Source organism: Arthrobacter sp. GAS37 (genome assembly GCF_044908325.1).
Lineage (GTDB): Bacteria > Actinomycetota > Actinomycetes > Actinomycetales > Micrococcaceae > Arthrobacter > Arthrobacter ramosus.
The window spans coordinates 14,053-26,576 of record NZ_JBIYDB010000008.1; the positions used below are offsets into that span (position 1 = coordinate 14,053).

A 12,524-nucleotide genomic window follows, 5' to 3' on the forward strand; every position below is an offset into this window, starting at 1 on the left:
CAGTGCGGCGCGGGCTACATACTTGAGATGAGGCCTCCATCCACGCGAATCTGGGCGCCGGTCACATACGAGGCTCTGACGCTGCTCAGGAATGCCGCGACACTCCCGAATTCTTCGGCCGTGCCGTACCGGCCGGCGGGAATGCTCTTCTGGGACCGCTCGCGTACGTCGTCCGGAGTCGTGCCCTCGCGTTTCGCCTGTCCGGCGTCCAGGGATATGGCGCGTTCGCTCGCTATTCGCCCTGGGAGGATCATGTTGACGGTGACACCGTCTTGCGCGACCTCGCCCGCGAGTGTCTTGAGATAGGCGGCAAGCGCCGATCTGGCAATGTTCGACTGTGCGAGGTTGGGGATCGGCTGGTTTACGCCACGTGATCCGATTCCGAGGATGCGCCCCCAGCCGTGCGCGCGCATTGTCGGCAGCACCGCCTGGACGAGGTCGATCTGTGCCATCAGCAACGCTTCGATCGTCGACTTCATCTGGTGCGACTGCAGGACCGAAGCCTGCCCTGCGGGCGGCCCCCCGGAGTTGAGCACAAGGACATCGATCGGCCCGAGCGTGGAAACGACCTGGTCGATCGCAGCCGTCCGGCTCGCGGCGTCAGTGAGGTCCAGTTCGACTCCAACAGCTGACGGCATCCTCCCCGCATGCGTGCGGGCGAGATCGCCCCTTCGGCCGGCGACCGCGACGGACGCTCCCTCATTACTCAAAGCCTCTGCGATTCCGAGCCCAAGCCCGGACGTCGACCCGACGACGAACGCCACCTTGCCTTGGAGACCGAGTTCCATCACAACACCCCCGCTTCGTTGACGGCCGCCAGTTGCGCGGAAAGCAAGGGAATCAGTTCGTCCGGCATGACCTGACTCGGCGGGCGCACTGCCCTGTTCTCGAAGAGCCCTCGTTCGACGAATACTGACTTGCGAATTGCGAGGCCGACCTTGGCCTGTGCCTCGAAGTTAACGAGCGGCATCCAGGGAAGGTATGCCTCCCAAGCGGCAGTGAATCCGCCACGGTCGAATGCCTCGACGACGGTAACGAGCGCTTCAGGGTACGAGAACCCGGTCATCGCCCCCGCCGCTCCCGCCGCGAGCTCGTCAAGCAAGCCGAGGCCTCCCAGGCCGCCAAATACGGGAACAGTAGTGAGGGAGGTGAGGCGGCCGATGGCGACGGCCGTCGGTGGCGCTTCTGCTTTGATCCCGACAACGAAAGGACTCGCGTTGACGACGGTGGCGAGTGCATGGTTCGGAATCGTCACGCCACTCGCGACAGGATAGTCCTGGACGAGGATGCCTGCGCCCGTCGCTTCGTGGATGGCCGCGAAGTGTGCCGCAAGCTCGTCGACGTCGTTCGTGTTCACCTGCACCATGAGCGCGGGTTTGGTTTCTCCACAGACAGCAAGCAGTCGGGTAGCTCTCGCGATCGCGGTGTCCGTCTTGAGGTCGGGGAGGCCAAGCACGAGGCGCATGCCAGGGGCATGCTCGAGTGCGATCTCAACAATGCGTGCACTCTCAACGTCGTCGAGCTGTGCGCCCTCGCCGAAAACACCGAGCAGGACGAGCCCCTGTGCTCCTGCTTCCCGGTATAGATCAATGAGATTCCGCAGGCCCTGTTCGTCTACGGCAAGCGATTCGCCCGTGAACGGTGTCGCCATGACACCCCAGAGTCCGCGGTTGAGAAGATCCGACGTCGTGTTCATCGGGCAGACTCTCCCTGGTCGAAGACGGCGAGGACCATCGACATCACATGACCGACGTGTTCCTCCATAGCTTCTCCCGCGATGTCCACTCTGCCGCTTGCGATCGCCTCCGCGATCCGTACGTGCTCCTTCGCGCAACTCACGGAATCATGTTGTGTCATCGGAACGTCCCGCGCACGGAGCGCGGACGTCAGCACGAGAGCATCGTCGATCGCGGTGTTCAACAGGTCGTTCCCCGAACAGAGCGCGACCTGGCGGTGGAACTGGGCGTCAAACTCCCTGAAACCCTGCGCGTCTCCGGCAAGCGTCTTTGTGAGCGAACCTTCTGCGAACTCAGCAAGGAGAAGCATCTCGTTGTCCGTGCGCCGCGTTGACGCAAAGCGCGCCGACGCACGCTCCAGGCTGGCACGAAGTTCATAGGCCTCGCGGATCGATTCGCGCGAGGGCTGCACGACCTGCAGTCCAGAGCCGTTGGGCGAGACAAGGCCGATGTGCCTCAGCCTCAATAAAGCTTCGCGAACTGGGGTCTTGCTCACCTGCAGCTGGGTCGCGAGGGACGCCTCTGAAATCTTCGTTCCTGGAGCCAGCTCCTTATTCACGATCGCCGACTTGATCTGTTCGAGCACAAGACTCGACAGACTTTCGGGCCTCGTGCCCAAGGGCAATAACTGGGGAATGGTCACTGATTACTCCGTCCCTCGTTTGTTTTGACTTCGTTCCAACAGCGGTTCGTATAACGCATGCTAGACACTGTATCTGAGATATCGTATTCTGCGATAGACCCCTGGCGAAAAGAAAACCCGCTGACCGAGATGAAGAGAAGAAGCGAAAATGTCGACTGAGTCTGCACATCGTCCCGTCGTACTTGTCACCGGTGCCACCGGCTATATGGGGCGACAGATAGTTCCGGCGCTTCGGGATCGCTACCGCTTGCGCCTTGTTGATGTCGCGGATCCTGGCGGCGAGCACATCGAAGTTGTTGATCTTTTTAAATCGGACCCTGCCGCGTTGACGGTTCTTTTCGAGGGGGTCGACACGGTTGTTCACCTTGCGTACAAACATTCCGCACCGGGGAGCAGTTACGACAACAGTGTTCCTGCTATCGACAAGTTCGAGGTCGAGTTCGGAAACCTCCGCATGGCGCAGAATGTGTACAGGGCCGCCTTCGATGCTGGAGTGCGACGCGTCGTGGTCGCGAGCTCCAACCACGCCGCCGACTGGTACGAGCACACGCTTGTGCACCGTGGACTCAAAGACGTCGTGGAACCTTACGAACTTCCCCTTGCCGACAACTTCTACGGCTGGTCCAAGGCTTGCTACGAACATCTCGGCTTCGTCTACGCTTGCGGAGGCCTCGGGCGGTCCCTTGAGGTCGTGCAGGTCCGGATCGGCGCTCCGCGGGACCTCGATGAGGACACCTATTCCGCAGACGAGCCCCCGGCGCCTCAGCCCGGTCCGGCGTTCCCGACCGGTATTGCGCGCTTCAAGCGCGACTTGGGCGCATGGCTCTCCCAGCGTGACGCGCAACAGCTCTTCATCCGCTGCATCGAGACCGAGAACATCGAGAACGAGCACGGAGTGCCATGGCAAGTCGTCTACGGCATCAGCAACAACACCCGGGCATTCTGGTCCCTCACGTCGGCCCGGCAGGTGTTCGGCTTCCAGCCTGTGGATGACTCGGAGGTCCGCTACGAGGCAACCGTGCAGAAGCTGCTAATGCACGGCGGCATCGCAGGCGGACGGGTGGGGGCGTGATGAACGAGCTGAGCTTCTTCGACTGCAACGCCTTCATCGGCCAGCCGTCCCTTGTGAAGTACTTTCCCGAACGCGTCACCGTCCCCGTTCTTTCAAAGGAATACGACCGACTGGGAATTGCCAGGGCGCTCGTCACCCACGTCGCCGCAAAAGAATATGCCCCGGCGGTCGGAAACGACCTGCTGCGTCAAGAACTGGCAGGGGCTGATCGCTTCAGTCCCTGCCTCACCCTCATGCCCCCGCTCACCGGAGAGCTCTGGCAGCCCGAAGACATTCTCGACGAGCTGCGCCAACGCGGGGCACTCGCTGCACGCCTATTCCCATCGCTCACGGGACACAGGTACCCGTTCGATGTTCGCGTGATCGGAAGCATCTGTGAGGTGCTCGAGACAGCTCGGGTGCCGCTCTTCGTCGATTTCGAACTCGGCCGGCGTGACGAAGCCGACTGGGTCGGACTCTACGACCTGGCCGACGCTTACCCCGGGCTTCCGATCGTGGTGATCCGCCCGGGCGGCAGGAGCGACAGGGGGCTCTACCCGCTCCTCACACGATCGGCCAACGTTTACATCGAGAGTGGGGGGTATTGGGTGCACAACGGCATCGAAAAGATCTGCGACGTTTTCGGGGCTGAGCGGATCATGTTCGGCTCGGGATTTCCGTACTGGACCCCGTCCGGCGCAGTCTTCCACGTCGCGACCGCTGCTGTCTCAGACAGCGAGAAGGCCTTGATCGCCCACGGTAACCTCGATCGCCTCCTCTCGGAGGTGAACCTCTGATGGACCTCACATACAAGCCGTACTTGAAGACGTCACCGATCATTGACGGGCATGCCCACATGGGGCACTACCGCAACTTTGCGATCCCCAACAATGATGCTGACGGCATGATCGCCCGCTTCGACGCTGTGGGTATCGATGTCGCGTGCGTCAGCCACCACGCCGGGATTTCGGCAGACCACGAATACGGCAACAGCATGGTGGCGGATGCTGTCCGTCGCCATCCGAATCGCCTCGTCGGGTTCTGCGTGATCAACCCGAACTACCCCAAGACCGCTGCGAGCGAGATCGCCCGGTGCTTCGGGCAGCCCGGCTTTCGCGGTTTCAAAGTCCATCCCGAGCTTCATGGGGACTATCCGCTGGACGGACCTGGCTACCGGGCGATGTGGGAGTTCGCCAATGCGAACGGCCTGCCCGTGCTTTCGCACAGTTATTTCGGCGGCGACCGCCTCGCGACGTTCGAGAGCGTTGCCTCGAAATACCCCGACGCTACTATTTTTCTCGGTCACGCGGGTATAGACCTCGGAGCGGACAACGCTCTTGCCCTCCTCGATCGCACGAGCAATGTTCTGCTCGACATGACGGCGATCCAGCGCCACTGCAGCGCCGTAGAGTACCTCGGAAATCGAGCTGACCCGACCCGCCTGACCTGGGGGTCCGACAGCCCGTTCATCGACCCTGGCATCATTCTCGGTGCGGTCGTCCATGCGGACATCCCCGATGAGGTCAGAACGGCCATACTGTATGAAAACCTCGCACGCGCCCTGAAGATAAAGGTGGTTGACGGCGTCATCGAGGAGGCTGACCGATGAGGATCGTGCGCATTGAGGCGATTCCCCTGAGGGTACCGCGCGAACGCCCTGACCAGAGCGCTTTCGGCACGCGGGCATACACAGAAGCCGGCATTGTGCGGATTGACACGGATAACGGCATCACCGGGTGGGGCGAGATCTGTCTCGTTTGGTGGCGGATGGGCAGCGGCCTGTGCAGGGACGTGAACCGCCTGCTCGCGCCCGCCCTTCTGGGAGAAGACCCTCGCGCTGTGTCCCTTCTCTGCGATCGGATGGGAAAGCTACTCCCGGGGCGTGAGGATGCCCCTGCCATAGCGGGTATTGAGATGGCGCTGCTCGATATCTGCGGAAAAGCGGCCGGGGTTCCGGTGCACCAGCTGCTCGGCGGGGCCTACAGGGACCGTATCCCCGTCAGCTACTCCCTGCACATTAAGGCTCCCGAAGCGATGGCCGCAGAAGCAGGGCACTATGCGTCAGCGGGATACGGCACACTCAAAGTGAAGATGGGCCGTACTTGGGAAGAGGACTTGGCATCTCTTGCCGCCGTGCGTGAGGAAGTAGGTCCCGATGTCTCGATCCGCGTCGACGTGAACGGAGCGTGGACGTCGGTCTCTCAAGCTGTCCACCGGATAGCGGCCATGAGTGAGTACGACGTGGAACTCGTCGAACAACCCCTTCACGGTGACAATTTGGCAGGCATGGCGGAGCTGCGCCGGGTATCAGCGCTACCGATAGCGGCGGACGAGAGCGTCTGGAACATGCGAGATGCCTTGGAAATCACGCGCGCGAGGGCCGCAGACGTTCTCAACCTCTATTTCAGCGAGGCTGGTGGCCTGCTCCAGGCACGCACCATAGCCGAGATCGCCCGATCGAGCGGCATGGCGGTGTGGGTCGGCAGTATGCCGGAGCTCGGTCTCGGAACAGCGGCCAACGCCCATCTCGCTGCCGCCATTCCCGAGCTCGCGCTCGCAAGCGACGTTTGTGGCTTCGCCTACCATGCGGACGACATTCTCAGAACGCCCCTCTCCGTTGAACAGGGGTCGGTCGCTGTTCCGACCGGACCAGGGCTCGGCGTCGAAATCGACCAGGAAGCACTCACTCGCCTAAGAATGGAAGACGTATGACCATCACGACACCGCCGGACCTGCTCGCCCACTGGACCCGTGAAGATGCCAATAGTCACGCCGCGCACACGGTCGTCGTGCTTCCCGTCGGGGCGTTCGAGCAACACGGTCCGCACCTCCCGCTCGCGACGGATACGATCCTGGTCGAAGAGGTAGCAAGGCGGGCTGCTGCCCTTGTACCGGGGACCGTGGTCGGCCCCTCGTTTTCAATCGGCAGCTCCGACCACCATCTGCCGTACGGCGGGACGGCGTCCCTTTCGACGAACACGCTTATTGACGCCCTGACGGATGCCGTGGAGTCGTTACTGACGAGCGGCTTCGCTTCGGTGTTCCTGCTGAACGGGCACGGGGGAAACGTTGAAATCATTAGGCTGGTCGCGCGCGACGTCGGCATCCGGCGCAAGGCCTTCGCCGGTTCCGGCTCGTATTTTCAGCTGGCCGCCGATCGGCTCAAGGCTGCAGGCGCCGGCGAGATCGGTCTCGTCCCCGGCCACGCTGGCGCTTTCGAGACCTCGATGATGTTGGCGATCCGCCCCGAACTCGTTCGCCTGTCGTCTGTTCCCCATCGGGAACTGCCGACGGCAGGGTGGGCGGGCCCGACGGCATATCATCTCGCGACTCCAGCCCCTTTCAGGGCCCCGGACGGTTTCAGTGACAGCCCGGATGAGGGGACCGCTGAACGCGGGGCCGAATTCCTGTCGATTTGCGTCGACGTCGCTCGCGAAGCCTTGGCTGACTTCGCCGCCGTCGTCATCCGCCCTGAAGGCTGAATCGTCCCAAGAAAGGTCTGACGTGAACTCTTTAACGGATGCCGTGCTCGCGGTGCTCTCCTCGGTCGACGGTGAGTGGGTTGTTCGATTCACCGACTCCCGGTCTGCCGCCTTGCCGGTCACAGACCTCGCCGTGACGAGGGGCGATGCGGTGTTCGAGACCATCGCGTTCTTCGACGGACGCCCACAAGCACTCGAAAAGCACCTCAAGCGCCTGGCATCTTCTGCCCGGAAACTCGACATGGCAGAACCCGAGCGCGATACGTGGACGTCAGCAATTCTCGCCGCTGTCGCCGAGCATCCGCCTTGGCCGGAACTATCGGTCAAGGTGGTGCTCACCCGTCCTCAGGCAGGTGAAGACGGAACGGTGTACGGCTGGGTTCACGTTGAAGCCGCCGCCGACCACTCGAAGAGGCGAAACACCGGGGTCAGCATTGCGACGATGTCACGGGGCGTGACGCGCGCGGCAGCGAGTGAAGCACCCTGGCTGCTAATGGGTGCGAAGACACTCTCGTATGCGCTCAATATGGCGGCCACACGGGAAGCGCACCGGCGGGGCGCCGACGAAGCTCTGTTCCTTAGCGTCGAAGGATTTGTGATGGAGGGGCCGATCTCTTCGGTCGTGATGAGGCGCGGCAACGATTTGCTTACGCCGGATCCCGGCATCGGGATCCTTGAGGGCACGACACAGCAGGATGTCTTCGCTCACGCCCCGTCACTCGGACTCAAACCGCTCTACGTTGAGATCCATAAGGACGAACTCCCGGCAATGGACGCTGTGTGGATGCTCGGGAGCGGAAGTTTGGCGCTTCCGGTCTACCGCATCGACGGCACCGATGTGTCGACGGACCCCGAGATGACCGGGCGCCTGAACCACCACCTGCGCTTCGGCCGTCGCGCCTGAACCTGCAACTTCGGACGCGGACTTCACCAGTGATGAGATTCAAGAGGATCGACGAATTGCCCAGAAGAGAGGAAGTCAGTCCGATGATTGAGCCCCGGGATCTGACGTTTAAGTGCCGGCTGCGTTACAGGGGGATCCCTGGCGTAGACCACGACCCCGAAGACTATCCGCTCAGGTGGGTTGTCAAGATCTCAACCGTGGTCCATGTGGACGATAGAACCGATGAAGGGGAGGAGATTGACGTTGGTGAGGCCGTCTTTGTCATCGTTCCGGACGCGGGCTTGATCGATCTGCTTGGCACCCTGTCCGCAGTGGACCAGGAGCTGGCTGACGTGGCGGAGATGCTGATCGCCAAGCGGCCGGACCTGGTTGATTTCGGGCTTGGGATCGGCGGCGACCTGATGTGGATCTCGTCGATTGAGGTAGTTCCGGAATTCCGCGGCCAGAAGCTAGGGCACGAAATACTGCGTGCAGCACTCCGGACCATCGGGAGGGCCACCACCCTTGTCGTCCTCCGCGCAGCACCACTTCCCACCAATAATGGCGCCAACAATCACACTCGGGAGAACGACATAGCCAAGGTGTCTCTGGCCAAATACTGGAAAGACTTTGGGTTCATCCCCGCGGATGGTGACTACATGGTCTACGGCGACGACCTTGATGAGTTAGTGGGATCCAAGCGACAGTATTGGACAGCAGCGGCGGCCGTCCAAGCCGGACGGCCGCCGTCGCGCCTTCAGCTCAGGGGGGAGAAATCTGTCGACTTCAGGTACACGGACTCGACGCCTGCGACGATCTCACCGTTTTCCGTGGAGGCAGCACGGGCCTTTAGCCAACGGGGATCGGTTCTGAAGGCTTCCCAATTGGCCTCGGGGTCGCCCTCGTGCTGCACAAGGTAGACCAGAACGTCGTCCTGATCCACAGGATGCCAGTAGCCAAGGCTCTGAATCCCGTGCTCGGTGAAGAGCTGGAGGGTGTGATCCCGGAACCGGGTCAGCAGGTCCTCCATCCGACCCTCGGTAGATGTGTAGGTACGCATTTCAAAGGTCACGAAGGATCTTCCTCTCGATGGTCGGTGTAAAGCTGGGAAACGCCCCTGCGGAAGCGGCGTGCCTGAAAGAAATAATCATGCGGGCTCGGATTACTTTGAACGCAGCCGCAGGCCGCCCATCCCGCCGTCGACAGCAAGCGAGACGCCGACCGCGGAACCGTTGAGCGGGCTTGCGAGGTATCCGATTGCTGCGGCTACTTCCGTTGCCGCGACCAGCCGTCCGTGAGGCTGACGGGCATTCAGCGCGGCACGCTCCGCTTGCGCGTCAGGCGCGGAGTCAAGCAGCCGGGCGACCCACGGGGTGTCGGCAGTGCCGGGACTGACGCAGTTCACCCTGATACCTTCCCCGACGTGGTCTGCCGCCATCGCCAAGGTGAGTGAGTGCACGGCGCCCTTGCATGCGGAGTACAACGCCCGCTGTTGCAACCCCGCCGTGGCAGCGATGGAAGACGTGTTGACGATCGCGGCATTCCGGGACTCCCGCAGGTGCGGCAAGGCAGCTCGCGTCACGCGCGCGATTCCAACAACGTTGGTGTTCAGTACTCGCGCCCATTCTGTGTCGTCGTTGGCTGTTATATCGCCCTGAGCCCCGATTCCGGCGTTGTTAATCACGATGTCGATACCGCCCAGGTGCTGTGCCGCGTGGTCCACGGCGGCATTGACTGACTCAGTGTTCGATATGTCGCAGTGAATCCCCACAGATCCTCTTGGGGCACCTTCGGGGTTCAAGTCCAGAACTGCGACTTTACACGCACGGTCCTGCAGGTATTCCACCGTTGCGGCGCCGATACCAGACGCCCCGCCGGTAACTATTGCCTTAAGTCCTTCAAATTCCATTTGCTGCTCCTTTCCAATACGGGCTAACTTCATCGGCTTGTGCTCCTTGCTGGGGAAGAAATGGATACTGGTCGTGGGCAAAGTTGCGCATTGTCCGCACGTTGACCCGTGGGCGGAAACCATAAAGTTGGTAAAGCCGGTCGACGGCGTACAACGGGCCATCGGAGTTGCCGGGGCTTTCATAGAACGAAAGATCCAAGACATCGGCTTTGGCGCCGAGCACAGCGCGCAGGGCTTCGGCTGTTGGGATGGGGGCTCCGGCCAACGGTGCGACGAGGTTCATTTGCCGCACTCCGGGGCCGATGGGGTGCGTGGCTGCCAGGGCAATGGCATCGACAACATCGGATGCGGCGATGGTCCCCATCTGGCAAAACGGCCAGTTCATTGTCTGCAGGGCCTCCGGTTTTGCAGGTTCCGCCTCCTCCGGCAGCACGGCACCGATGCGGAAAACCGTGAACTCGAGGCCGGGGTCAGTTCGTCCGAAATACCTGATGGTGGACTCCATCAGGGACTTCGAGAGACCATACGCATCAAAGGCACGGCCAGGATGGTCATCCGGGATGGGCAGGTCCGAGGGAAGGAATTCATCCGAGAGACAACCAGCGGCGGCGATGGAACTTGCCACCACGAAGTGATTTATCCCGCGGTCGATGGCGTACCGGAAAAACCGGCGGGACCCGGCCACATTGACACGGAAGGCGTCTTCCTCTGAGCTGCCCCCCGTAACGCCCGCCAGGTGCACAACGGCGTCGATGTCGTATCCATCGAGCTGAGCGAGATCCTCGGCAACGGAAAAGTCGCCGCGAAGGCTCACGGAAGCTTCTGTGACTTCCCCCCTGGCAAAGGCGATAACGTCATGATTTTCACGTAGCTGACGGACGAGCCTGGATCCGATAAACCCTGTCGCCCCGGTGACAAGCACTGTGCTCACGAAATATCCTCCTTTTGAAACAAGTCGAGACCACGAATCAGAGGATGAGGCCGCGATGGCGCAGCTCGTCCCAGAGGGCGCCCGGTACAGGAACCTCCGTGAGGTCCAGGTTCCGTTTCACCTGTTCGGGGGTGCGCATGCCCAGGACAACACTGGTGACCGCTGGATTCTGGAAAGAGAAGGCGATGGCAGCGGCGGGTAGCGTTGTACCGTGGGCCTCACAGATTTCGGCCAGCTCAGTCGCCCGGCCAACGAGATCCTCCGGCGCCCGCTCATAGTTGAAGGTGGCATCGGGTGAGACTCTGTTCTTGGAGAGCAAACCCGAGTTGAAGACGCCGACGTTGACGATACTTACGTGCCGTTCGATACAGGCGGGGATAAGCTCAGCGGCGGCGCCTTGCTCCAGCAAGGTGTATCGTCCGGCGAGCATGATGACATTGATGTCGCTCTCCATAACGAACCGGTGCAGCATTTCGACCTGGTTCATACCAACGCCGTACGCGCCGATTACGCCTTGGTCCCGGAGCGAGGCCAGTGCGGGAACGGCACCGTCGAGGGCTTCAGCCCAGTAGTCGTCCGGGTCATGGATGTAGACGATATCGATCCGATCGGTATCCAGACGGTCCAGGCTCTCTTCAATCGAGCGCATCACGCCATCGCGGGAGTAGTCCCGGACCCGGGTCAAATCATCGGGCACGTCGAAGCCATCAGTGTCACGCCCTGTCGGTGCCGGGTTCGGGCGCAGCAATCGGCCCACTTTGGTTGAAAGGATGTATTCGTTCCGGGGACGCCCTCCCAGCGCTTCGCCCACTCGGCGTTCGGAAAGTCCGAGCCCATAATGAGGCGCGGTGTCAAAGTAGCGGATGCCTCGGTCCCACGCAGCGACTACCGCATCGACGGCTTCCCGATGGGAGACCTCCCGGTAAAGGTTTCCGATGGGGGCTGCGCCGAAGCCCAGAGTTGGTATCTCAACGCTCGTTCCCGCAATGGTACGCGTACTCACTTCGTCGCTCTCTTTCACTGATCGAGTTGGTAAAACTTTGTGGCCGTGTCGTGTGCGACGGCGGCCAGTTCTGCCGCTGTGGCGCCTTCGAGAGCCTGATTCAGGACGATGTCGGCCCATTCGCCGTAGCTGTCAGGGCCGTTATCCGAGGACCGGGCGGCGCGGGAGACGGGCCAATCGCTGCCGAACATGCATCTCTCTGCCCCGAAGGTCTCAAGTGCCGTCCCTAGGAACGGCATGACCTGACTGCGGAGGTCCCTGTCCGGATCGGCTTCCGGGGCGGCACCGGAGAGCTTAAGGAAGACATTGGGTAATGCGCCCAGCCGCTTGAGATTGGCACGCCAGGGCGAAAGTTCGCCGGAAGAAATAGGCGGTTTACCCATGTGATCGAGGACGATCCGCAACTCCGGAAGAACTCGGGCGAAGGCTGCCAAAGCCGGCAGCTGATCGTGCCGAACACAGGCGTCAAAGGTCAGCCCTGATTCGGCCACCGCCCGTCCACCTGCGACCGTAGCCTGATCGGTAATGAACGACGGCGACTCTTGTTGAAAGAGCCTGCGCACACCCTTCACAAGCGGCCGTTGCCGCAGCGACCCGAGGTGCGTGGCGAGCCTGAGGCCGGATTCAACGGGCGCAAAAGCAACGATGCCGCCGAGCCGAGGCACGACGTCGGCCATTCCGCTGACCCAGTCAACTTCCGCGATGCTCTGCCGGGGTGAGCAGTCACCTTCTACAAAAACGATCCGGCCGACACCCACGCTCCCGGTGTCCAGGTCGGTAGGCACGTACGCCTTATTAAGTCTTGGCGCGCTCTCCAACCAGGGGTAGTCCAGTACCGATGGATCCCAAAAGTGCAGATGGGAATCAACAATGTTCATCGCGATCC

14 protein-coding genes are annotated in these 12,524 nt (G+C 61.8%); 6 read left to right on the plus strand and 8 right to left on the minus strand.

Going from position 1 to position 12,524, the window contains the following annotated elements:
- Window positions 1–14: 14 nt before the first annotated feature.
- The 3 genes from ABH924_RS08975 to ABH924_RS08985 are packed head-to-tail and all read right to left on the minus strand — an operon-like array spanning window position 15 to window position 2,379.
- Window positions 15–788 (minus strand): SDR family oxidoreductase, encoded by a 774-nt coding sequence (locus tag ABH924_RS08975; protein ID WP_404498128.1) that lies wholly within the window; start codon window positions 786–788, stop codon window positions 15–17.
- Window positions 788–1,696: a dihydrodipicolinate synthase family protein gene (locus tag ABH924_RS08980; protein WP_404498130.1), complete on the minus strand. Its 909-nt coding sequence runs from the start codon at window positions 1,694–1,696 to the stop codon at window positions 788–790. The genes ABH924_RS08975 and ABH924_RS08980 overlap by 1 nt, the downstream gene beginning before the upstream one ends.
- Window positions 1,693–2,379: a GntR family transcriptional regulator gene (locus ABH924_RS08985; protein ID WP_404498132.1), complete on the minus strand. Its 687-nt coding sequence runs from the start codon at window positions 2,377–2,379 to the stop codon at window positions 1,693–1,695. Before ABH924_RS08985 ends, ABH924_RS08980 begins: the two co-directional genes overlap by 4 nt.
- A gap of 148 nt (window positions 2,380–2,527) precedes the next feature.
- Here ABH924_RS08985 and ABH924_RS08990 point away from each other — a divergent pair, with 148 nt between their 5' ends.
- The 6 genes from ABH924_RS08990 to ABH924_RS09015 are packed head-to-tail and all read left to right on the plus strand — an operon-like array spanning window position 2,528 to window position 7,816.
- On the plus strand, window positions 2,528–3,451 hold the full coding sequence (locus tag ABH924_RS08990) for an NAD-dependent epimerase/dehydratase family protein (RefSeq protein WP_404498134.1): 924 nt from the start codon (window positions 2,528–2,530) through the stop codon (window positions 3,449–3,451).
- Window positions 3,451–4,227, plus strand: coding sequence for an amidohydrolase family protein (locus ABH924_RS08995; protein WP_234753502.1), 777 nt, complete (start codon window positions 3,451–3,453; stop codon window positions 4,225–4,227). Before ABH924_RS08990 ends, ABH924_RS08995 begins: the two co-directional genes overlap by 1 nt.
- Complete coding sequence (locus tag ABH924_RS09000) at window positions 4,227–5,039, plus strand: amidohydrolase family protein (RefSeq protein ID WP_234753504.1); 813 nt, start codon at window positions 4,227–4,229, stop codon at window positions 5,037–5,039. The genes ABH924_RS08995 and ABH924_RS09000 overlap by 1 nt, the downstream gene beginning before the upstream one ends.
- The gene (locus ABH924_RS09005; RefSeq protein ID WP_404498136.1) at window positions 5,036–6,142 is read left to right on the plus strand and encodes a mandelate racemase/muconate lactonizing enzyme family protein; all 1,107 of its coding nucleotides are present in this window, start codon (window positions 5,036–5,038) and stop codon (window positions 6,140–6,142) included. Before ABH924_RS09000 ends, ABH924_RS09005 begins: the two co-directional genes overlap by 4 nt.
- Window positions 6,139–6,912, plus strand: coding sequence for a creatininase family protein (locus ABH924_RS09010; RefSeq protein ID WP_404498138.1), 774 nt, complete (start codon window positions 6,139–6,141; stop codon window positions 6,910–6,912). The genes ABH924_RS09005 and ABH924_RS09010 overlap by 4 nt, the downstream gene beginning before the upstream one ends.
- 22 nt (window positions 6,913–6,934) lie before the next feature.
- Window positions 6,935–7,816, plus strand: coding sequence for an aminotransferase class IV (locus tag ABH924_RS09015; RefSeq protein WP_404498140.1), 882 nt, complete (start codon window positions 6,935–6,937; stop codon window positions 7,814–7,816).
- 736 nt (window positions 7,817–8,552) lie between these two features.
- On the opposite strand, the gene ABH924_RS09020 is transcribed toward ABH924_RS09015, so the two are convergent.
- The 5 genes from ABH924_RS09020 to ABH924_RS09040 all read right to left on the minus strand — a co-directional run bounded on the left by ABH924_RS09020 (window position 8,553) and on the right by ABH924_RS09040 (window position 12,516).
- Window positions 8,553–8,855, minus strand: a complete 303-nt coding sequence (locus ABH924_RS09020) for an NIPSNAP family protein (RefSeq protein ID WP_404498373.1) — start codon at window positions 8,853–8,855, stop codon at window positions 8,553–8,555.
- A 102-nt stretch (window positions 8,856–8,957) separates the two neighbouring features.
- Entirely contained in the window at window positions 8,958–9,704 is a 747-nt protein-coding gene (locus ABH924_RS09025) for an SDR family NAD(P)-dependent oxidoreductase (RefSeq protein ID WP_404498142.1), read from the minus strand.
- The gene (locus ABH924_RS09030; protein WP_404498144.1) at window positions 9,694–10,635 is read right to left on the minus strand and encodes an NAD-dependent epimerase/dehydratase family protein; all 942 of its coding nucleotides are present in this window, start codon (window positions 10,633–10,635) and stop codon (window positions 9,694–9,696) included. The genes ABH924_RS09025 and ABH924_RS09030 overlap by 11 nt, the downstream gene beginning before the upstream one ends.
- Before the next feature lie 37 nt (window positions 10,636–10,672).
- The gene (locus ABH924_RS09035) at window positions 10,673–11,638 is read right to left on the minus strand and encodes an aldo/keto reductase (RefSeq protein WP_404498146.1); all 966 of its coding nucleotides are present in this window, start codon (window positions 11,636–11,638) and stop codon (window positions 10,673–10,675) included.
- Between the two features lie 14 nt (window positions 11,639–11,652).
- Complete coding sequence (locus ABH924_RS09040) at window positions 11,653–12,516, minus strand: amidohydrolase family protein (protein WP_404498148.1); 864 nt, start codon at window positions 12,514–12,516, stop codon at window positions 11,653–11,655.
- Window positions 12,517–12,524: the final 8 nt, after the last annotated feature.

What these genes read in the sequence shown, in the direction of transcription:
- ABH924_RS08980 (WP_404498130.1), bottom strand. Translation starts at nt 1,696, where the DNA reads ATGAACACGACGTCGGATCTTCTCAACCGCGGACTCTGGGGTGTCATG.
- ABH924_RS08990 (WP_404498134.1), top strand. Translation starts at nt 2,528, where the DNA reads ATGTCGACTGAGTCTGCACATCGTCCCGTCGTACTTGTCACCGGTGCC.
- ABH924_RS09025 (WP_404498142.1), bottom strand. Translation starts at nt 9,704, where the DNA reads ATGGAATTTGAAGGACTTAAGGCAATAGTTACCGGCGGGGCGTCTGGT.
- ABH924_RS08975 (WP_404498128.1), bottom strand. Translation starts at nt 788, where the DNA reads ATGGAACTCGGTCTCCAAGGCAAGGTGGCGTTCGTCGTCGGGTCGACG.
- ABH924_RS09020 (WP_404498373.1), bottom strand. Translation starts at nt 8,855, where the DNA reads ATGCGTACCTACACATCTACCGAGGGTCGGATGGAGGACCTGCTGACC.
- ABH924_RS09040 (WP_404498148.1), bottom strand. Translation starts at nt 12,516, where the DNA reads ATGAACATTGTTGATTCCCATCTGCACTTTTGGGATCCATCGGTACTG.
- ABH924_RS09005 (WP_404498136.1), top strand. Translation starts at nt 5,036, where the DNA reads ATGAGGATCGTGCGCATTGAGGCGATTCCCCTGAGGGTACCGCGCGAA.
- ABH924_RS08995 (WP_234753502.1), top strand. Translation starts at nt 3,451, where the DNA reads ATGAACGAGCTGAGCTTCTTCGACTGCAACGCCTTCATCGGCCAGCCG.
- ABH924_RS09010 (WP_404498138.1), top strand. Translation starts at nt 6,139, where the DNA reads ATGACCATCACGACACCGCCGGACCTGCTCGCCCACTGGACCCGTGAA.
- ABH924_RS09000 (WP_234753504.1), top strand. Translation starts at nt 4,227, where the DNA reads ATGGACCTCACATACAAGCCGTACTTGAAGACGTCACCGATCATTGAC.